Genomic DNA, 20,875 nt, shown 5'->3' with positions numbered 1-20,875 from the left:
AGTTCCCCCATGACCGTCTCCCCCCATGAGACACCTGTCGAACCACCCGAACCCGCCGAGCGTGCCGGAGGCACCGCACCCGTCGAGTCCGTCGGATCCGTTGAGTCATTGGTACTCCACACCACTGACAACGGCGTCGCCCGGATCACCCTCAACCGGCCCGACGTACTCAACGCCATCACCCCTGGCCAGCGCGAACGCCTGATCTCCCTGCTCGATCAGGACTCCGCCGACCCCGGCGTCCGAGCCGTGGTCATCACCGCCACCGGCAAGGGATTCTGCGCGGGTGCCGATCTGCGCACCGCCTCCGCCGCCGCCCCTGCCGCCCCTGCCGCCGACCGGGTGCCCGGCGACGTGGCCCGCACCATCCGGCGCGGCGCGCAGCGGCTGATCAGCGCCGTGCTGGACTGCGAGAAGCCCGTGATCGCCGCCGTGAACGGCACGGCCGCGGGCCTCGGCGCGCATCTCGCGCTGGCCTGTGACCTGGTGCTGGCGGCCGAATCCGCCCGGTTCATCGAGGTGTTCGTACGGCGTGGCCTGGTGCCCGACGGCGGCGGCGCGTATCTGCTGCCGCGCCTGATCGGACCGCGGCGCGCCAAGGAACTGCTGTTCTTCGGCGACGCCCTCACCGCCGCCGACGCGGAGCGCCTGGGGCTGGTCAACCGTGTGGTGCCCGAGGCGGATCTCGCCGCGACGGCCAGGGCCTGGGCCGAGCGGCTGGCGGCCGGTCCGACGCGCACGCTCGCGCTGACGAAACAGCTGGTCAACGCCTCCCTCGACGGTGACCGTGCGGCCGCGTTCGCGGCCGAGGCCGCCGCTCAGGAGATCAATATGACGACGGCGGACGCGATCGAGGGCGTGGCGAGCTTCGTGGAACGCCGCAACCCCTCGTACCAGGGGCACTAGGCCGTGTCCGGCAGATCTTCGGCCACCGGCCGTCTTTGCCGCCCGCGGCGGCGAGCCTCTCGCCTGGCCGGCGTCTTCTTCGGCTCCGGGCCGTCCTGGCCGCCGGCGAGCGCCCTGCGGGCGCGTCCTCAAGCGCCGGACGGGCTGGTTTGGCTGACCTGAGCCGGATCAAGCCCTCAGGGCACCTCTCGGCGGGCCATGTAGGCGGCCGCTACGGGCCCGTGGGCCCGCACCACCGCTGCGCGGCGGTGTCCTCAATCGCCGGACGGGCTGGTACTGGCTGACCTGAGCCGGATCAAGCCACGCGCGGCGCGTCGCGACGCTTCCCATCTGATGGTCCATCAGATTCAATGGGCTTCATGATGGGACACGCGGGGATGGCCGCCGCGGTCGTGCGCTATCTGCGGTCGACGGGGTCACCGACTTCCGCCGGGCGGCCTGTCGACCCCCTGCCCCGGCCGGAGCTGCGGGCCGTCGGGGCGGACGAACGCCCTCCGCCGACACCGGAGGAGTTCCGGCGCGTCCTCGGCCACTTCGCCAGCGGCGTCACGGTCGTCACCGCGCCGGGCGCGGAGGGGGAGCCCCCGGCCGGCTTCGCCTGCCAGTCCTTCGCGTCACTGTCCCTCGACCCGCCGCTCGTGGCGTTCATGGTCGCCCGGACGTCCACCACCTGGCCACGCGTCGCCGGGGCGGGCGTCTTCTGCGTCAACGTCCTCGGATCCGGACAGGGGGCGCTCTGCCGGTCCTTCGCGATCAGCGGCTCCCGCACGGCCGACAAGTTCGCGGGCGTGCCCCACGAACCCTCACCCGTAACGGGGTCACCACGGCTCGCGGATGTACCCGCTTGGGTCGACTGCGTGATCCACGCCGTGCACACGGGCGGGGACCATTTGATCGTCGTCGGCCGGGTCGAGGCACTCGGGACGGACGAGGAGGCGGCGGCCGCGGGGCCACTGCTGTTCCACCGGGGCGCGTTCGGCACGTTCAGCCCCTGACGCCCCTCCCGGAGGGCTCGGAAGCCGCTGCCGGTGACGAGTCGTGCGCCGGGGCGCGTCCGTCCCATCCCGCGCTCCCGGTCCGCTTCACGCTCCGGTTACTTCCCGCCCTGGCCGTGTGTGACGACCTTCCTGAGCACATACCGTTTGCCGGAACCCGGCTTGCCGATCTCGTGGAAGATCCGCGGCGCCTTCTCGGTGCCGCTGACGCTCCAGTCGCGGGACAGTTCGCACGCGCCGATGCGCAGCGAGATCCCCTGGACCGTCCCGCCGTCCTTCACCGCCGTCCACGTCCCCCTGCCGTCGCAGTCCGTCGCCCTGTCCTTGCCCATGCCGTCCCAGACGAAGTTGTCGAGCCCATGGGCGGTCGCGGACCCGTCGGGGGCGAGCTTGACCTCACCGCCGCGGCCGTCGCTCCACATACCGGCGAGGTCCGACTTCTCCAGCCGGGGCGGCTCGTACACGCTGACCAGCCCCGTCCCGTACGCCCCCGCGCCGAGGGCCGCGACGACCAGCCAGGCGAGGACGCCGTCACGCGCGACGCGCCGGGCCGTACGCGCAAAGCGGCCGTCGCGGACCCGCCGGGCGGCGACCTGAGCGATCAGGGCACCGGGCAGCAGGACGGCGGTGAGAGCCGCCCACGTCAGGACGTACGTCACGGGCCGCGCGAGCGAGAGGCTCCCGAGAGCCGCCACGCCGCCGAAGGCCGCCACCATCACCGCCGAGACGACCGGTACGGCCCCGAGGACCCACAGCGGCCCCCCGGTCCTCCCCGCGCGCCGCGCGGCCCGGCTCGCGAGCGCCAGCGTCGGCATCACCGCGACCGCCGTGACGAATCCGCTGAGCAGTACGGCCAGGAGCGCGACCACCAGCACCACCGCGGTGATCACGAGGGGGTCGCCGGGCAGTCCGTCGTGCTCCCGGGAGAGGAGGACGAGAACGGCGATCGTCCCGGCGAGGGCGGCCTCCACGCACAAGGCGGCCATGGACGCGCAGAACGCCGCGCCGAAGCCGTCCTCGTGCGTCACCCGCCGCGAGGGCCCAAGGGGCTCCTCGGGCACACCGTCCCTCGCCGCGTCGTCCGGTATCGCGTCCGGTTCTGCCTGCTGTGTCATTTACGCCCCTCTCCCCAGAGAAGATTCCCCCGGAGGCGGAAGGGTTGCGTCGCGGGCGGACGGAACACCCGCGGCCGTCAGCCGGGCGACATCACCGCGGCCGGCCGACGACGGATGATCAGGGCGAGCAGGGCCGCCACCGCGCACAGCGCGCCGGAGGCGAACCAGACGAGGTCGTACGAGCCGAAGGCGTCACGGGCCATGCCGCCGAGGAAGGCGACCAGGGCCGCGCCCACCTGGTGGGAGGCGAGCACCCAGCCGAAGACGATCGCGCTGTCGTTCCCGTAGTGCTCCCGGCACAGGGCGATGGTGGGCGGGACGGTGGCGACCCAGTCGAGCCCGTAGAAGACGATGAAGAAGATCATCGGTGGGTGGACGGACGGCGCCAGCAGCATCGGCAGGAACATCAGGGAGATGCCGCGCAGCCCGTAGTAGACGGCGAGCAGGCGGCGTGCGTCGAAGCGGTCGGTGAACCAGCCGGAGGCGATGGTGCCGACGACGTCGAAGACGCCGATCACCGCGAGCAGGCCGGCGGCGGCCGTGGCCGGCATGCCGTGGTCGTGGGCGGCGGGCACGAAGTGCGTTTTGACGAGCCCGTTCGTCGAGGCGCCGCAGATGGCGAAGGTGCCGGCGAGCAGCCAGAAGGGGCCGGTGCGGGCCGCGTCGAGCAGGGCGGTCACCGCACGGCGGGCGGCCCCGGCCACGGGAGGCGGCTTCGGCACGTACGCCGTGGAGCCGTACGGCGCGAGGCCCGCGTCGGCCGGATGGTCGCGCATCAGCAGCAGCACGAAGGGGACGACGGCGAGGGCGACGGCGGCCACGATCGCGGCGGCCGGCCGCCAGCCGTGCCGCTCGACGATCCAGGAGAGCAGGGGGAGGAAGACCAGCTGTCCCGACGCGCCGGCCGCGGTGAGGATGCCGGTGACCAGACCACGGCGGGTCGCGAACCACCGCTGGGCGACGGTCGCGGCGAAGGCCAGCGCCATCGAACCGCTGCCCAGCCCGACGAGCACTCCCCAGCACAGGACGAGCTGCCAGCTCGCCGTCATGAAGACGGTCAGGCCCGCACCGGCCGCGATCGTGGTCAACGCGCAGGCGACGACATTGCGCATGCCGAAGCGGTCCATGAGGGCCGCGGCGAAGGGGGCGGTGAGCCCGTAGAGCGCCAGATTGACCGAGACCGCGAAACCGATCGTCCCCCGCGACCACCCGAACTCCGTGTGCAACGGTTCGATCAGCAGACCGGGCAGGGAGGCGAAACCGGCCGCGCCGATGATGGTCACGAAGGACACGGCGGCGACGAACCACGCCCGGTGGACGCGCGGCCGGCGACCGGGGTGCGTGGCGCCGCCGCCCGCCGACGCGCGAAGTTCGGTTGTCTGGGTCATGTCACCAGGATCATGTGCGTCACCCCGTCGATCGAGTGGCCGCTGTGACAGTCATCGCAAGGATCGGGCCAGTGCTTCCGGCCCGGTAGTGCGGCCTCTGGCCGTTAGGCGTACGCGGGACGGTAAACCTCCGGAAGCGGTGGTCGGCGGGCGCCGGGAATGTGCCGGTCCGCCGGAGCCTTGTCCGTCAGGGGCCACTACCCATCCGGAGCCGGACGAGGAGCGCGGGAACATGTCGCAGACCATGGGAACGGATACCGACGGCCGGCCGGCCACCCTCGGCGGCGAGCGCCTGGCCGACGCCGGTTCCGGGGGAGCCGAGCCCGGCCGGCCCGCCGGCGGTGACCGGCCGCACCGGGTCGTCGTGCTGGCCCTGGACGGTGTGATCCCTTTCGAACTGAGCATTCCGTACCGCATCTTCGGCAAGGCCCGCACCGCCGCCGGCGATCCGCTCTACGAGGTCACGACCGCCGCCCTCGTTCCCGGCCCGGTGCGCACCGACGCCGATTTCTCGATCACCGTCGAGCGGGGCCCGGAGGCGTTCACCGAGGCCGACACCGTCGTCATACCCGCCTCCTACCGGCTCGGCCCGGCCTACACCGAGGGGCGCCTCACCGACGACCTGGCCGCCGCCCTCGCCGGCATCCGCCCCGGCACGCGCATGGTGTCCATCTGTACGGGCTCGTACGTCCTCGCCGCCGCCGGACTGCTCGACGGGCGCCCGGCGACCACGCACTGGTGCAACACCGAACACTTCCAGCGGCTGTTTCCGGCGGTCCGGGTGGACGCCGATGTGCTCTTCATCGACGACGGTGACGTGCTGACGTCGGCGGGCGTCGCCTCCGGCATCGACCTGTGTCTGCACATCGTGCGCCGCGACCACGGCACCGCCGTGGCGAACGAGGTCGCCCGGCGCAGCGTCGTGCCACCGCACCGCGACGGCGGTCAGGCCCAGTACATCCAGCGGCCCGTGCCCGAACCCCGGTCCGCCACGACGACGGGGGCCCGCGCCTGGGCGCTGGGCCGGCTGCACGAGCCGATCCTGCTGCGCGACATGGCCGCGCGGGAGGCGATGAGCGTGCGCACCTTCACGCGCCGGTTCCGGGAGGAGGTCGGCATCAGCCCCGGGCAGTGGCTGACGCAGCAGCGGGTGGAGCGCGCACGTCATCTGCTGGAGGACAGTGATCTCTCGGTGGATCAGGTGGCGCGGGACGCGGGCTTCGGAACGGCTTCGTCCATGCGGCAGCATCTGCAGGCGGCGCTCGGTGTCTCGCCGACCGTCTACCGGCGCACCTTCCGCGCGGCGCCCGCGCGTGCCCTCGGCTGACGGCAGCCGGGGACGGCGGCAGCCGAGCGCCCGGTCAGCGAGGCCTGGTCAGCGGAGGAAGGTCAGGACCGCCCGTGCGATACGGCCGTGTCGCGCGTCGTCCGCCGCGTGGGCGAATTCCTCGACCGGGTAGGTCTCGGTGGCCAGTTCGTCCAGCAACAGCCGGTGCTCACGGTAGAGACGGGCGTAGAGGGGGATGTCGTGCTGGGGGCGTGCCGAGCCGTAACGGCAGCCGAGGATCGACTTGTCGAGATACAGGGTTGAGACGCGGAAAGCCGCTTCGGCGTCGGCGGGCGGCACCCCGAGCAGGATCGCTTGGCCGTGCCGGTCGAGCAGGTCGATGGCCTGCCGGACGAGTCCGGTGTCACCGACGCACTCGAAGGCGTGGTCGGCCCCCCTGGGCAGGACTTCCCGGACCGCGTCCGCGATGCCGGGGGTGGTGGCCGCGTGGATGAAGTGGGTGGCGCCGAACTGCCGGGCCGCTGGTTCCTTGGCCGGGTTCGCGTCGACGGCCACGATGGTGGACGCCCCGGCGAACCGTGCCCCTTGCAGGACGTTGAGCCCGATGCCGCCGGTGCCGATGACGAGCACCGAGTCGCCTTGGGCCACCCGCGCGCGGTTGAGGACGGCACCGACGCCGGTGAGCACGCCGCAACCGATGAGGGCCGCGGAGGTCAGGGGCACGTCGCGGGGAATCCTGACCGCTTGGACCGCTTGGACGACCGTGTACTCCGCGAAGGCCGAACTGGCGGCGAACTGGAAGAGCCTCTCGTCGCCTCGTGAGAACGGCCTGCCGGGTACGCCGATGGACGTGCGGCACATGGTCGGCCGCCCCCGGTCGCAGTCGGCACAGGCACCGCAGTTGGCCAGTGTGGACAACGCGACGTGGTCACCGGGCGCGACGTGGGCGACGCCCACCCCGACCGCCTCGACCACACCCGCCCCTTCGTGCCCGAGGACGACCGGGACCGGAAAGGGAATGGTCCCGTCGATGACCGACAGGTCGCTGTGGCAGAGCCCGGCGGCGGTGACGGCGACCAGGACCTCGCCGGGGCCCGGGGCGCGGACCTCCAGGTCGTCGACGACGCGGGGCCGCTCGCCGTCGAAGATGACGCCTCGCATGGCTGTTGTCCTCTCGGAACGCGGTACGGGCCGAGGCGGCCACGGGTCTTCCCGGGGCCGCCTCCTCAGGAGGACCAGACGACGGACTGGAGTTCGCTGTACGCGTGCAGTCCGAAGGAACCGCCGTCGCGACCGATACCACTGTCCTTGAAGCCGCCGAAGGGGGTCTCAGGGTGCCGCTGGGCCGTGTTGATACCGATGTTGCCGCTGCGCAATCGAGCGGCGAGCGACCAGGCGTGTCCGGTGTCGCCGCTGAAGATGTAGTCGTAGAGGCCGTACGAGGTGCCGTTGGCGATGCGGACCGCCTCGTCCTCGTCGTCGAACGGGAGGACGGCGACGACCGGGCCGAAGAGTTCCTCCCGGGCGACGGTCATGTCCGGCGTGACGTCGGCGATGAGGGTGGGCGCGACGTAGAAGCCGGGTGCCAGGGCGGGCCGGGAGCCGCCGGTGACGATGCGGGCCCCCTGGTCACGGGCTCCGGCTATGGAGGCCTCGACGCGGTCGCGCTGCGCGGCGGAGATCAACGGGCCGACGACCGTGGAGTTATCCACAGGGTTACCGACTGTCAGCGACCGGGCGTAGTGTGTGAGACCGGTGACGACCTTCTCGTACATCGACCGGTGGACGAGCACCCGGGTCGGCGCCGTGCAGACCTGCCCGCTGTGGAAGGACCAGACCGAACCGACCGCCCCGATCGCCGACGCGACCGCTTTCTCGTCGGCGTCAGCCAGGACGATGGCCGCGCCCTTGCCGCCCAGCTCCATCAGGGTGCGCTTCATCGACCTCCCCGCGGACTCGGCGATCTTCTTTCCCACCTCGGTGGAGCCGGTGAAACTCACCATGTCGACCTCGGGGTGGGACACCAGCGCTTCCCCCACGGCAGCGTCCGAGCCGGTGACGACGTTGAGGACGCCGTCCGGGAGACCGGCCTCCTGGCACAGCGGCCCCAGTTCCAGACAGCAGAGCGGGTCCTGCGGGGCCGGCTTGGCGACGACCGTATTGCCCATGGCCAGGGCCGGGGCGGCCTTGCCCGCGAGATTGACGACCGGGAAGTTGTAGGAGGTGATGCAGCCGACGACGCCCACCGGGCGACGGACCGCGGCGGCCCCGATCAGGCCGCCGGGGGCGAGCGCACTGGCCTGGGCGGTCCGTGGTCCGAGAGGGACGACATCCGGCTCCAACGCGCCCCGCGCGTAGCGGCGGAAGCGGTCGACGGCCGGGGTCACTTGCAGGGTGGAGGCGACGCGACGCGTCGCACCCGTCTCCGCCTGGAGGAGAGTCGCCAGCTCCCCTCCGCGTTCGATGAGGAGATCCGCTATCCGGTCCAGTACGGCCGCGCGCTCGCGCGGATCCGTCCGGGACCAGCCGTCCTGAGCGGCCCGCGCGGCGGTCACGGCACGGGCGACTTCGGCGGGAGTCGCCTCCGGGGCCTCCCCGACGACCTGTTCGGTCGCCGGATTGACAACTGCATAGTGCCCCTTTTCCGGCGTACGCCACGCGCCGTCGATCCAGTGCCCGTATGCGGTCATGGGCGGAACTCCTTCGGCAGACCGAGGACGTGCTCGGCGATGATGGTGCGCTGGATCTCGTCCGACCCGCCGTAGATGGTGTCGGCACGGGAGAAGAGAAACTGGCGTTGCACGGCGTCCAGTTCATAGGGCCGGTCGGCACTCCAGTCCCCCGGGGCGACCGTGGCGTCGGCGCCCCGCACCCGCATCGCCAGTTCGCCGAGCGTCCGGTGCCACCCTCCCCACAGGAGTTTGGCGACGCTGGGTGCCCCCGGATCCGGCGCCGCGCCCAGCGTGCGCAGGGCGTTCCATCTCATGACCTGCAACGCGGCCCATTGCCCCACGAGCCGATCGCGTTCGACGGGCTCGGCCGCGGCACCGGTTTCCAGGGCGAGGCGGACCGTGCGCGTCAGTTCGGCCGCGAAGCCGATCTGCTGGACGAGTGTGGAGACGCCGCGTTCCCTCGCGAGCAGGCTCATGGCGACCCGCCAGCCGTTGCCCTCGCCGCCGACGAGGTGCTCGGCTCCAGCCTTCGCCCCCTCGAAGAACACCTCGTTGAAGTCGGCCGCTCCCGACATCTGCCGGATGGGCCGGACGTCGATCAGGCCGGGCTGGTCCATCGGCACCAGCAGAAAGGAGAGCCCGTGATGGCGCCGCGATCCTTCGGTGGTGCGGGCGAGGACGAAGCACCAGTCCGCCTCGTGGGCGAGCGAGGTCCAGATCTTCTGTCCGGTGATCCGATAGGTTCCGCTGCCGTGGTCCCGCACGGCGGCGGTCCGTACCGAGGCGAGGTCCGATCCCGCACCGGGCTCGCTGTAGCCCTGACACCACAGTTCCTCGCCACGGGCGATCGGGGGGAGGAACCGGGCGCGCTGGGTGTCGTCGCCGTGGGCGAGGAGAGTGGGGGCCAGGAGGTTCTCACCGATGTGGCCGATACGGGCGGGGGCCTGGGCGCGGGCGTACTCCTCCGCCCATACGACCTGTTCGGTCACCGTCGCGGCCCGGTTGCCGAAGCGGCCGTGATGCCGGTCCCAGCCGAGGCCGATCCAGCCGTCCGCGCCCAGCTCGCGCTCCCAGGCGCGGCCGGGGACGCGGGCCGGCTCGCCCGCGAGATGCGCGTCGAGCCAGGCCCGGGCGGATCCGCGAAACGACTCGTCCTGTGGCCCGAAAGCGAAGTCCACTCCTGCCCTCTCCTCTCGCCGAGACCTTGGGGCGGAATTCCGGGAGGTCACGCGTTCGGGCGGCCTTCGGCTGCGGCCGCCTTCGCCATGGCCTCCAACCGGTCCAGCATGGGCATCGGGTCGGTGCCGACCGTTCCCGGCAGCACGTCGGCGATCCGCCGGGGAGTCCAGGCGCCCTCGGCGTGCACCGCGCGCAGTTCGCGCGGCTGCGCCCAGAGCGCGATCTTGGGGCCGGCCACCGTGTAGACCTGGCCGGTGATCCCCTCCTCCCGGGCCCGCTCGCTGAGGAGATAGACGACCAGCGCCGCCACGTCCTCGGGCTCACCGATCTCCTTCAACTCCATGGGGACGTTCGCGGACATCCGGGTGCGGGCGACGGGAGCCACACAGTTGGCCGTGACCCCGTATTTGTTCAGGCCCAGTGCGGCGCTGCGGACGAGCGAGATGATGCCGCCTTTGGCCGCGGCGTAGTTGGCCTGGGACACGCTGCCCTGGTGGTTGCCGCTGGTGAATCCGATGAGGGTGCCGCCGCCCTGTCGGCGCATCAGCGCCGAGGCGGCGCGGAAGACGGTGAAGGTGCCCTTCAGATGGGTGGCGATGACCGGGTCCCACTCCTCCTCGGTCATGTTGAAGAGCATCCGCTCCCGCAGGATCCCCGCCACGCAGACGACGCCGTCGAGCCGCCCGTACCGGGTCAGTGCCGTGTCGACGATCCTTTGGCCTCCCGCCATGGTCGATACGTCGTCCGCGAGGGCGGTCGCCTCACCGCCCGCCTTCCCGATCTCCTCGGCCACGGCGGTCGCGACGGCGCTGGTCGGCTCGCTGCCGTCGACGGAGACGCCGTAGTCGTTGACGACGACCTTCGCCCCCTCGTCGGCGCAGGCCAGGGCGACCGCCCGGCCGATCCCCCGACCGGCTCCGGTGACGGCGACCACCTTGTCCGCCAAGAAGTTCCCCACGGCCTGCCCCTTCCCGGAGTTTCTGACGGCCCGTTAGATTTTTGGGCAGAGCGGGCACGAGCACAAGACCCGCCACCGAAGTGGCCGCGCGAACTGCTGGCGCGCGCCTACGGGTTACGACTTCTGGAAGGGTTTCCATGCCACTGCCGCCCGAGTTCCACGAGATCGCCAAACGCGTCAACAACTGGGGGCGCTGGGGGGCGGCCGACGAGATCGGCACCCTCAACCTCATCACCGGCGCCGTGGTGCGCACCGCCGTCGCGACCGTGAGGACGGGCCGTCGTATCCCTCTCGCCCTGCCGCTCCGGCAGGACGGGGTTCAGACCGGGATGATCCCCGGCAGGGTCAATCCGCTCCACACGATGATCGCCGTCAATTGGGAGATGTTCGGCCCCGACACCATCGCCACCAGCGACGACACGGTGACCATGGGCCTCCAGGCGGGCACGCACTGGGATGCGCTCCCCCATGTCTCCCACAGCGGAAAGATCTACAACGGCCGCCCGGCGGATTCGATCACCACGCACGGCCGGGCAGCTTTCAGCGGCATGGAGAAGGCGGGGGCCGTCGTCTCCCGGGGTGTGCTGCTCGATGTCGCACGCGCCCGGGGGACCGAGCGGCTCGAGAGCGGGCACATCGTGACCCCCGAGGATCTCGACGCGGCACAGGAGCTGGCCGGCGTCACGGTGCGGACGGGCGACATCGTCATGGTGCGAACGGGTCAGATACAGCGGTACCTGGCAGGGGACAGGGAAGCGTACGCCTTCCCGTCACCCGGACTGTCGATCCGCACGCCGGAGTGGTTTCACGCCCGCGACGTGGCCGCCGTCGCCAACGACACCTTGACCTTCGAGGCCTTCCCACCGGAGTTCGAGAATCTATGGCTGCCCGTGCACGCACTCGATCTGGTCGAGATGGGCATGCTGCAGGGGCAGAACTGGAACCTTGAGGAACTCTCGGCAGCGTGCGCGGAGGAGAAACGCTATGCGTTTCTGCTGTCGGCGACTCCCGAGCCCTTCGCGGGTGGGACAGGAGCGCCGGTGGCGCCGGTGGCGATCCTCTGACTCACAGCCACCCCGGCCCCGCACTCCGACCCCGGCCTCGGTCTTCCCGCCCCGTTAAGACGACCGGCATGCCGATCGCCGCCCATCGCCGCCCAGCGGCAGGATCTGACGAGGGGTGGGCGGGCGACGGCGCGCTGATGCGCACCCCGAGCACGGCACCGCACGCCGCCACCCAGCTCCGGCGCCTCTGCCCTGAAGCCGCGCCGGGCCGCGACCCGTACTCGCCAAGCCGGTCCCTGCAGCACGGACCTCTCGACGTCCCCTCGCAACGAATCGCTGCGTCCAAGGGTGATCACGCGAACACTTCACGTCAACACCTGGTCTGGACTTTGTCGACTACGCCCGATTTGTGACGGCGCGTGGCGGCTCGAAAGCGCCGACCCAGAGGGGTTCTCCACGGTCGACCTCGCACCAGATGCGCTTGCCGGCACCCTCCGGCTGCCAACCCCAGCGGTCGGCCAGGCCGTCCACCAGCTCCAGCCCCCGCCCTCCGGTGTCGTCGCCCTCCGCGCAGCGGCGGCGCGGCGGACGTGCGCTGATGTCGGCGACCTCGACGCGGACGGTGCTCGGGCACCCCCCGGACACGGCCTCGGCGGAGCCGCCCGCCCCCGGGAAGAGCATGCGCAGGACGGCCGGACAGCCCGTGTGCACCACGGCGTTGGTGACCAGCTCCGAGATGAGCAGGATCAGCGTTTCGGCCAGGGGCTCGTCCATCCCTATCCCGGTACCGGCCAGGCGCGACCGCGCCCACCTGCGGGCCCGCCCCACCTCCGCGGGGTCGGCCCGAACCTCCATCTGCATCTGAAGCACCTGCACCGCTCACACCATCCGAACCGGCGGACACAACGCCTCGCGTCTCCGAGAGGTCACGGAACGTGATCTCCTTCCGAGACAGCATGGTTGACGTAGAGTCACCCCAACAAGCGCTTCAGGCATATTCCGGCGCAAAGGAGTATGCGTACTGCATACTGTGCGACGCGCGCTGCGGGGACTCGAACATCGGGGAATCGCGGCCCCCGAGCCGACGCGAGTGGCAGACGATCCCGCGTTCGGCGCCGCCATATCGGCGGCACCGGGATAATTGCGCTTCTGAACCACTCGCATCCAAGGGAGCGTACCCGAGGTCGGGGAGAACTCCGCCCCGCGACGAGTTACACGCAGGACACAACCCGATATCGACGCTGTGTAATCACTTATTAGTGACATAACGGGCATTTCCACCACACTGCTCACTCAGCGCTATTTTCGACGTTCGCACTCCACTCCTTCCGCCCGGCCGTACATCCCGTGGGGAATTCGGTCAGGAGTTCCTCCGCGAGCACTTCTTCCGCCTCGGCCTCCGACAGCCATTGCGCCGCTCTCACCCAGGCCCGCTTGAGGTGCGGATGAACGTCCGCGTCCCAGGTGAATCCGAGCCCGCCGTGCAGTTGCAGGCAGTCACGGGCATTACGGACAGCAGCCGCGTCGGCGAGCAATTTAGCCCGGGAAATATCACCGAGTGTCACTGTCAGTGATGCGGCATAGATACTGCGGCGGGCGATCTCGGCGCGGACGAACATCCGGGCGCAGAGGTGCTGCACCGCCTGGAAGGCGCCGATCGGGCGGCCGAACTGCGATCGGGCCTTGATGTGCGCGACCGTCATCTCCACCGTGCGCGAGGCACTGCCCAGTTGCAGGGCCGCCGTCAGCAAGGCCGCTTCCCGGCGCAGTCGGGCGGCGTCGTGAGCGGCGCCGATCGCTTCCGCGTCGTCCGGCAGCCGGCTCACGAGGTGCAGCGGTGTCGTCGGGTCGATCGCCTCCTTGACCGGCCGCGCCCCCAGCGCGCGCGGGGCCCCCGCCGTGCCGGTGCCCGTGCGCAGGATCCGGACCGGGGCGCGGTCGAGGAGGAGGACGGCGTCCGCGAAGGCGAGATGCTCGACCGGGCCCGGCCGGTCCACGGCCGTCACCAGCGCCTCCCCCTCGGCCGCTCCTTCCACCAGGCCCGCCGCGAGGTGGGTGGCGACCAGCGGGCCGGGCAGCAGGACCCGGCCCGCCTCCTCGAAGACGAGCACGGCCTCCGGCAGTCCGAGCCCCGCTCCACCGCGCTCCTCGGCCGACCTCAGAGAGAAGAAGCCGGCGTCGCCCAGTTCCTTCCACAGCCCACGGACCGGACTGCCCGAGCCGCCCGGGCTCGCCGCGCGGCCCCCGTCCACCATCGCTCGGAGTCGCTCGCGGGGGAACAGCGCCGCGAGAAGTTGCCGCGTCCCCGTCCGCAGGGCCCGCTGGTCGTCGTCGAGCCGGAAGTCCATGGTCAACGGCCCTTGGGTAAGCCGAGGATGCGCTCGGCGATGATGTTCTGCTGGATCTGGGTGGTGCCGGCGGCGATCGTGTAGGAGAGGGCGGAGAGGCGGTCCGCCGTCCACGGGTGCCCGGCGTCCAGCGCTTCGGGGCCGATGACCTCGGCGGCCGTGTCGTACAACTCCTGCCGGGCCTCGGAATAGCGGAGCTTGAAGACGGAGCCGCCGACGCCCGGCACCGCGCTCCCGCCTCCGTGCGCCCCCCGCTCCGCCGCGCTGACGTTCCACTGCGTCAGCCGCCACAGCGCGCCGAATTCGGCGTTCAGCCGTCCCAGGCGACGGCGCAGGACCACGTCGTCCCACCGGCCGTTCTCCTTCGCCGTCCGGGCCAGCCGGGCCAGTGTGCGGCGGCAGGCGACGACCTCGCCGGCGAAGGCCGTGCCGCGCTCGTAGGAGAGGGTGACCATGGTGACGCGCCAGCCGTCGTTCTCGGCGCCGACGCGGTACGAGAGCGGTATCCGCACCTCGTCGAGGAACAGCTCGGCGAACTCCGTGGAGCCCGCGAGGGTGCGCAGCGGGCGGACGGTGATCCCGGGGGCGTCCATGGGCATGGCGAGCCAGGAGATGCCCCGGTGCCTGGGGGCGGAGGCATCCGTGCGGACGAGCAGCTCGCACCAGTCGGCGACCTCGGCGTGCGAGGTCCAGAGCTTGCTGCCGGTGACGATGTACGCGTCGCCGTCCCGGACCGCGCGGGTGCGCAGTGCGGCCAGGTCGGAGCCCGCCTCCGGCTCGGAGAAGCCCTGGCACCACACTTCCTCGCCGCGCAGGATCGGTGGCAGCCAGCGTGCCCGCTGCCCGGCCGTTCCCTCGGCGGCGATGGTGGGGCCGGCGTGCAGGAGGCCCACGAAGTTGGCGCCGACGTACGGCGCGCCCGCCAGTTCCGTCTCCTCCAGGAAGATCAGGTGCTGGGTGGGGGTGGCGCCGCGCCCACCGGCCTCGGCGGGCCAGTGCAGCCCGGCGTATCCGGCGTCGTACAGGGCGCGTTGCCAGGCGCAGTCATAGGCGCGCCGTGCCGGCCAGTGGGCGGGCGGCGGCTTCGCGGGGAGTTTTGGCAGGGTCTCGCGCAGCCAGGCCCGCAGCTCGCGCCGGAACCGTTCCTCTTCCCGGGTGAACGTGAGGTCCATGAGCCCTCACGCGTCCGGCCGGCCGACGCCGGGCACTGGGGCCGCGCACCCCGTGTCCGGGCACAGGCCCAGGCCCTGATCCTGATCGAGATCCAGGCCGAGCATCCGGATCGCGTTTCCCCGCATCACCTTGTGCACGGTTTCGTCGTCCAGGCCCTTCATGTGGTCGAGTGCGATCTCCTTGGTATGCGGGAAGGTCGAGTCGACGTGGGGGTAGTCGGTCTCGAAGGTCGCGTTGTCGCGGCCCACCACATCGAGTGAGGCGATCCCGTGTTTGTCGCGGAAGAAGCAGCAGAAGACCTGCCGGTAGTAGTAGGTGGAGGGCGGCTCGGGGATCAGATCGCGCACACCGCCCCAGGCCCGGTGCTCGCGCCATACGTCGTCGGCGCGCTCCAGGGCATAGGGGATCCAGCCCATCTGTCCCTCGCTGTAGGCGAGGGTGAGGCGGGGGTACTTCACCAGGACGCCGCTGAAGAGGAAGTCCATCATCGATGCCATGGCGTTGTTGAACGACAGGGAGGCCTGGACGGCGGGTGGCGCGTCCGGGGAGGCCGCGGGCATCTGCGAGGACGAACCGATGTGCATGTTGACGACGGTGCCGGTTTCCTGGCAGACGGCGAAGAAGGGATCCCAGTAGCCGGAGTGGATGCTGGGCAGCCCGAGGTGGGTGGGGATCTCGCTGAAGGTCACGGCCCGTACGCCGCGAGCGGCGTTCCGCCGGATCTCCTGGACGGCGAGGGCGACGTCCCAGAGGGGGATGAGGCACAGCGGGATCAGCCGGCCCCGGCTGTCGCCGCACCACTCCTCGACCATCCAGTCGTTGTAGGCCCGCACGCACGCGAGGGCGACCTCCTTGTCCCGCGCCTCGGCGAAGGTCTGGCCGCAGAAGCGCGGGAAGGTGGGGAAGCACAGGGACGCCTCGACGTGATTGAGGTCCATGTCCTTCAGGCGTTCCGCCGGATCCCAGCAGCCGGGGCGCATCTCCTCCCGGGTGATGCCCTCCAAAGTCATCTCGTCACGATCGAAGCCGACGGCCGCGATGTTGCGTTTGTAGGGGAACCGGAGGTCCTCGTAGAGCCACCAGTCGGTGGGCGGGCCCTCGGGGTCCATGGTGATGACGTATTTGCCCGCCACATAGGCCAGTTCTCCGATCCCGGCCGTCAGGGGGCGGGGGCCGCGATCACGGTACCGGGCGGGCAGCCAGGACTCGAAGAGGTGGGCGGGTTCGATCACGTGGTCGTCCACGCTGACTATGCGCGGCAGATCCATGAGGGGCTCCCTCTCGCTGACCCGGCGACGACAAGCCGATGCAGCACATTTCCTGACGCTCCATCAGATGCGAGGTTAGTCCGCACCCCCTGGACCGACAAGGCGGCCACCCCTACGCTTCCGCCACATCTGATGAGCCGTCAGTTTTAGGGAGGCCCCTCATGTCCGGCACCGCCTCCGGCCTGGCCGCGTCCCGCACCCTGTGGGAACTCCTCGACCGCCGGGCCTCGCTCACCCCGGACGCGCCCGCGCTCCTCCAGGCCGGCGAACCCGACAGCCCGGGGGCGGCCGAGGGCACGGCTCCTGACCGCCGTCTGACCTTCGGGGAGCTGCGCGGCCGGGCGGAGCGCGTCGCCGCCTGGCTGTACGGGCTGGGGGTACGGCCGGGCAGCCGGGTCGCCTGGCAACTGCCCACCCGCATCGAGACCGTGGCCCTGGCCTTCGCGCTGGCCCGGCTCGGGGCCGTGCAGACACCGCTCATCCCCTTCTACCGCGACCGCGAGGTCGGCCACGCGCTACGGGCCACTCAGGCGGAGTTCTTCGCGGTGCCCGGAGTCTGGCGGGGCTTCGACCACGCCGCGATGGCCTACCGCCTCGCCCTCACGCTGCCGTCGCCGCCGCTCGTCTTCACGGCGTACGCCGGCCTCCCGGAGGCGGACCCCTCCGTGCTCCCGCCCCCTCCCGCCGACGGCACCACCGTCCGCTGGGTCTACTGGACCTCCGGTACGACCTCCGAGCCCAAGGGCGTGCTGCACACGGACCGCTCCATCATCGCCGCCGGTGCCTGTCTCGCCGACGCACTGCGCCTGACGGTCGCCGACGTGGGCTCCATGGCCTTCCCCTACGCACACGTCGCCGGCCCCGACTACACCGTGATGCTGCTGCTCAGAGGCTTTCCGAGTGTCCTCTTCGAGCACTTCGCCCTGCCCGGGTCGCTCGACGCCTACCGCCGCAACGGTGTCACCGTCGCCGGGGGCTCCACCGCCTTCTACTCCCTGCTCCTCGCCGAGCAGCGCAAGGACCCCACCCGCAGGCTCATCCCCACCCTCCGTCTCATGGCCGGCGGAGGGGCGCCGAAGCCGCCCGGGCTCTATCACGCGGTGGTCGACGAACTCGGGTGCGCGCTCACCCACGGCTACGGCATGACCGAAGCCCCGATGATCACGATGGGTTCTCCGGACGACACCCCGGAGCAACTGGCCACCACCGAGGGACGCCCCCCGGCCGGCATGCGGATCCGGGTCGTCGATCCCGAGGGCAAGCCGCTCCCACCCGGCGCGGAAGGGGAGATACGACTGTGCGGCGAGGCCGTCTGCCAGGGCTACCTCGATCCCACCCACACCGCCGAGGCCTTCGACGCCGACGGCTTCCTCATCACCGGTGACCTCGGCAGGCTCACCGTCGAGGGGCACCTCGTGCTCACCGGCCGCACCAAGGACATCATCATCCGCAAGGGCGAGAACATCTCCGCCCAGGAGATCGAGCGACTGCTCCACGACCACCCCGGCGTCGAGGACGTCGCCGTCATCGGTCTCCCCGACGCGGTGTCCGGCGAGCGGGTGTGCGCCGTGGTCCAGCAGCCCCCCGGCGCCGGACCGCTGGGGCTCGGGGACATCACGGCCCACCTGCGGAGCGCGGGACTGGCCGTCCACAAGCTGCCCGAGCAAGTGGAGGTCGTCGACGAGTTGCCGCGTGACGACACGCTCCGCAAGGTCCTCAAGTACAAGCTGTGCGAACGCTTCTCCGGCTGACCGGCGGCCGCTCGCGGGGCCGGGCGGGCCTCAGCCCGTGAGCCGGTAGGTGGACACCGCCTGCTCGAAGAACCCGTCCACCGCGCGCTGCCCGTCCATCGGTCCGATCAGCTGCACCACGTGATAGCGGCCCGCCAGGATCATCGCGGCGTTGCGCACATAGACCTGCCGGCCACCGCCGTCGTTCCAGTTGTACGTGCCCTCCGCCCTCGTCCTCCCACCGACGTCGACGCGGCGCAGCCCCGAGGCGCCCGACCAGGACGAGGAGCGGTAGGGCTCCAGCTCGGGTTCCTTGCCCTGCTGGTAGTCCAGTGGGTCGTCGCCGAACTCCGCCACCTTGTCCCGGCCAGGGACCACGATCAGCTCGTAGTCCCCGCCGGCGTAGACGACCTGGCCCCGGTCGTTCTCGCCACGGCGCTGCCAGCCCTCGGCGACGGCCACGGAGAAACCCCCGGGGTCCTGGCGCAGGGTGTAGCCCTTGGGGACGCCCCGGGGTCCGGTGGTGCGCGCCGCCTGTGTGCCGGAGCCATCGCTTTGGGCCGTCCCGCCGTTCGTCGCCGGGCGGTTGGGGGCGGCGCTCCGCAGCCCCGCCGTGCCGGTACGGTCCGTCCGCCCCCGGCCCGCGTTCTCGTCGGCGCGCGGCATGAACAGCAGCGCGTACAGCACCGCCCCGACCAGGAGGAGCAGGATCAGGCCGAGCAGCAGCCGCCCGAGATGCCGGGGCGACCGGCGTGTCGGACCCCCACGTCGCTCCGGTGCCTGTTCCGTCGAGTGCGCCGCGCCCGGTGCGATGGCCTGGTCGTCGGCATGGTCGTGAACCGGCGCACCTGCGGCCGCCGGCTCGTCCCACTCCTCCGGGCCTTCCCCCCGCCGCTCCCCGGCCGCCTTCTTGTGTCTCCCGTGCACGGCGGGCACCGGGGCGAGGGAGCCGGAGGCGCGGCCGCGCCGACGGCGCACGAGTTCGCCGCGCCGTCGGATCAGCGGCAGCCTGCGCGGGTCGGCGGGCAGGCTCGCGCCGAGCGACGGGACGGTGACCGTACGGCTGCCGAGGTCCGGCTCCGGCGCCGAGCGGATCAGCGACCGCAGCCAGCCGCGCAGTTCCTCGCACTCGGGGCGGTCGGCCGGGTCCTTGCGCATCAACGACTCGACCACGGGGCGCAGCGCGCCGCACTCCTCGGCGTAGGCGGGCGGTTCCGCGCAGACCAGGCGCACCAGCTCGGCCGTGCTCTCCTCCGGGTACGGGGGGTGCCCCTGCACCGCGCGGAAGAGCAGCACGCCCAGCGCCCACAGATCGGTGGCGGGGCCCACGGGCGGCGCGAGCTGCCAGCTCTGGTGCACCGGGTGAGCCTGCTCCGGCGCCCACCGTTCGGTGACGGCGCCCACCACCACCATGCGCGCCTGCCGTGCCCGCTCGGCGGCGAGCGCGCCGCCCGGCCCGGCGGTGTGCCCCCAGCCGTCTCCGGTGGAAGCCGTGCCACCGGCCTCTGCCCCGTTCCGCTCGGGGACGGGCGCGCCCGGACCGCCGGAGCCGGGCGCCCCACCGGGCCCGAGGCGCCCGGCCGGTGCGCCGGCGCCCCACGGGGAAGCGGGGGAAGCGGCCGTGCCGCCGTCACCCCAGGGGGGCGAGCCGGCCGGCGGCCGGGGGGCGCTCTCCATCGCCTCGCGCGCGGCCGCGGCCCGGGCGCCCGCGCGGTACGCGGCGACCGCCCCGGCCCGGGGCGCCCGGTCGTCCCGGGCCCCGTCGCGCCCGTGGCCGCCCGCCCGGCCGGTGGCCGCCGTCCCGCCGCCGGACGGTGCGTACCCGCCGTTCACACCCTGGTCGCGATACACCGGTCCCGTCTGCGCCGGGATCCCGGCCGCGCCCGCCTCCCCCGTCGCGCGCGCGGCCCCGCTCCCCCGCGCCGGACCCTGCCGGGGGCTCGGGGGGCGCTGGTCCGGGAGCCGCGGGTACGCGGGATCCGCCGGAGCGGCTCCCGCGCGGGGCACTGAGAGCGACGCGTGCCCGGCCGTCGCGGGGCCGGGCTGCCCGGCGGTACCGGCCGGGAGGGGGTCGTGGCCGCAGAGGGCCTCCTCCGCCGCGCCCGCGGCGAGGCCGGTGAGCATGGCACGGCCGTCGTCACAGATGAGGACGGTGCGGGGCGTGACGTTGCGGTGGGTCCAGCCCTGGGCGTGGAGGGCGCGCAGCGCGGTGAGGACGTCGGCGGCCACCTCGGCGGCCCGGTGCGGTGTGAGGGTGCGCTCGGCGAGCAGGGCCGCGAGCGGGCGGGCCGATACGAGTTCGCTGATGATCCACAGGCTTCCCGCCTCGACGAAGACGTGGAAGACCTGGTCGAGCCGGGGGTGGTCGGGAAGCTGCGCGGCAGCGGTCGCGGCGAGCAGAGCCCGGCGCACCACCGGGTCACCGGGCCCCTGGACCGTGGGCCCGCCCGGATGGCCCGTGGGCCCGCCCGGACCGGCGCCGTATCCGGTCTCGCGCCCGGGGCCGCTCTCCGGCCCGGATCCGTCCCGCGGACCGTGCCCGCCCGCGGCCTCGGTCCGGTATCCGGCCGCGCGCTCGCCCCCGTATCCGGGCGGTGACGGGTCGTCGTCGCCCATGACCTCCGCGTCGACGACCTCCGGCAGGGGGATCTGCCGGACGAGGACCTCCTGGCCGCTGTAGGTGTCAAACGCCCGCGTCTCCACCAGCTCGAACGCGTCGGACGGCGGAAGCGGCAGGCGATAGCGGTCGGCGAGCACCCGACCCGCGTAGTCGTCCACGACGCCTCCCCAAGCGCGCGATCCACACCCTCGCTCGAATGACCATCAAAGTCGGTCATTTAGCTGCTTATTG

General features: G+C 72.2%; 16 protein-coding genes. 5 read left to right on the top strand and 11 right to left on the bottom strand.

Annotation, left to right across the window (positions count from 1 at the left end; genetic code table 11):
- Nucleotides 1-9 precede the first annotated feature (9 nt).
- Nucleotides 10-906 (top strand): enoyl-CoA hydratase/isomerase family protein, encoded by an 897-nt coding sequence (locus ACZ6MA_RS23160; protein ID WP_469435826.1) that lies wholly within the window; start codon nt 10-12, stop codon nt 904-906.
- A gap of 359 nt (nt 907-1,265) precedes the next feature.
- On the top strand, nt 1,266-1,901 hold the full coding sequence (locus ACZ6MA_RS23155) for a flavin reductase family protein (protein ID WP_469435825.1): 636 nt from the start codon (nt 1,266-1,268) through the stop codon (nt 1,899-1,901).
- 98 nt (nt 1,902-1,999) lie between these two features.
- Here ACZ6MA_RS23155 and ACZ6MA_RS23150 read toward each other — a convergent pair whose 3' ends face one another.
- The gene (locus ACZ6MA_RS23150) at nt 2,000-3,016 is read right to left on the bottom strand and encodes a hypothetical protein (RefSeq protein ID WP_469435824.1); all 1,017 of its coding nucleotides are present in this window, start codon (nt 3,014-3,016) and stop codon (nt 2,000-2,002) included.
- A 77-nt stretch (nt 3,017-3,093) separates the two neighbouring features.
- Nucleotides 3,094-4,404, bottom strand: coding sequence for an MFS transporter (locus tag ACZ6MA_RS23145; protein WP_469435823.1), 1,311 nt, complete (start codon nt 4,402-4,404; stop codon nt 3,094-3,096).
- A gap of 232 nt (nt 4,405-4,636) precedes the next feature.
- On the opposite strand from ACZ6MA_RS23145, the gene ACZ6MA_RS23140 reads away from it, so the two are divergent.
- Nucleotides 4,637-5,731: a GlxA family transcriptional regulator gene (locus ACZ6MA_RS23140; RefSeq protein WP_469435822.1), complete on the top strand. Its 1,095-nt coding sequence runs from the start codon at nt 4,637-4,639 to the stop codon at nt 5,729-5,731.
- A gap of 48 nt (nt 5,732-5,779) precedes the next feature.
- Here the strand turns inward: ACZ6MA_RS23140 and ACZ6MA_RS23135 are convergent, their stop codons facing one another.
- From ACZ6MA_RS23135 to ACZ6MA_RS23120, 4 genes are all read right to left on the bottom strand, one after another.
- Nucleotides 5,780-6,853, bottom strand: a complete 1,074-nt coding sequence (locus tag ACZ6MA_RS23135; protein ID WP_469435821.1) for an alcohol dehydrogenase catalytic domain-containing protein — start codon at nt 6,851-6,853, stop codon at nt 5,780-5,782.
- A 65-nt stretch (nt 6,854-6,918) separates the two neighbouring features.
- Complete coding sequence (locus ACZ6MA_RS23130; protein WP_469435820.1) at nt 6,919-8,382, bottom strand: aldehyde dehydrogenase family protein; 1,464 nt, start codon at nt 8,380-8,382, stop codon at nt 6,919-6,921.
- The gene (locus ACZ6MA_RS23125) at nt 8,379-9,542 is read right to left on the bottom strand and encodes an acyl-CoA dehydrogenase family protein (protein WP_469435819.1); all 1,164 of its coding nucleotides are present in this window, start codon (nt 9,540-9,542) and stop codon (nt 8,379-8,381) included. The genes ACZ6MA_RS23130 and ACZ6MA_RS23125 overlap by 4 nt, the downstream gene beginning before the upstream one ends.
- 47 nt (nt 9,543-9,589) lie before the next feature.
- On the bottom strand, nt 9,590-10,501 hold the full coding sequence (locus ACZ6MA_RS23120) for an SDR family oxidoreductase (protein WP_469435818.1): 912 nt from the start codon (nt 10,499-10,501) through the stop codon (nt 9,590-9,592).
- Nucleotides 10,502-10,638: 137 nt separating this feature from the next.
- On the opposite strand from ACZ6MA_RS23120, the gene ACZ6MA_RS23115 reads away from it, so the two are divergent.
- Complete coding sequence (locus tag ACZ6MA_RS23115) at nt 10,639-11,565, top strand: cyclase family protein (RefSeq protein ID WP_469435817.1); 927 nt, start codon at nt 10,639-10,641, stop codon at nt 11,563-11,565.
- Nucleotides 11,566-11,901: 336 nt separating this feature from the next.
- On the opposite strand, the gene ACZ6MA_RS23110 is transcribed toward ACZ6MA_RS23115, so the two are convergent.
- The 4 genes from ACZ6MA_RS23110 to ACZ6MA_RS23095 form a co-directional block, all read right to left on the bottom strand.
- Nucleotides 11,902-12,381: an ATP-binding protein gene (locus ACZ6MA_RS23110; protein ID WP_469435816.1), complete on the bottom strand. Its 480-nt coding sequence runs from the start codon at nt 12,379-12,381 to the stop codon at nt 11,902-11,904.
- 413 nt (nt 12,382-12,794) lie between these two features.
- Complete coding sequence (locus tag ACZ6MA_RS23105) at nt 12,795-13,853, bottom strand: acyl-CoA dehydrogenase family protein (RefSeq protein WP_469436034.1); 1,059 nt, start codon at nt 13,851-13,853, stop codon at nt 12,795-12,797.
- Nucleotides 13,854-13,855: 2 nt separating this feature from the next.
- Entirely contained in the window at nt 13,856-15,025 is a 1,170-nt protein-coding gene (locus tag ACZ6MA_RS23100) for an acyl-CoA dehydrogenase family protein (RefSeq protein WP_469435815.1), read from the bottom strand.
- A 6-nt stretch (nt 15,026-15,031) separates the two neighbouring features.
- Complete coding sequence (locus ACZ6MA_RS23095; RefSeq protein WP_469435814.1) at nt 15,032-16,294, bottom strand: amidohydrolase family protein; 1,263 nt, start codon at nt 16,292-16,294, stop codon at nt 15,032-15,034.
- 161 nt (nt 16,295-16,455) lie between these two features.
- Here ACZ6MA_RS23095 and ACZ6MA_RS23090 point away from each other — a divergent pair, with 161 nt between their 5' ends.
- The gene (locus tag ACZ6MA_RS23090) at nt 16,456-18,045 is read left to right on the top strand and encodes a class I adenylate-forming enzyme family protein (protein ID WP_469435813.1); all 1,590 of its coding nucleotides are present in this window, start codon (nt 16,456-16,458) and stop codon (nt 18,043-18,045) included.
- A 30-nt stretch (nt 18,046-18,075) separates the two neighbouring features.
- On the opposite strand, the gene ACZ6MA_RS23085 is transcribed toward ACZ6MA_RS23090, so the two are convergent.
- On the bottom strand, nt 18,076-20,802 hold the full coding sequence (locus ACZ6MA_RS23085) for a protein kinase (RefSeq protein WP_469435812.1): 2,727 nt from the start codon (nt 20,800-20,802) through the stop codon (nt 18,076-18,078).
- Between the last annotated feature and the right edge of the window lie 73 nt (nt 20,803-20,875).

This window comes from Streptomyces sp. NPDC042259 (assembly GCF_055582085.1).
The sequence above is the reverse complement of the archived record's forward strand: the minus strand, read 5'-3'. Positions and strand labels throughout refer to the sequence as shown.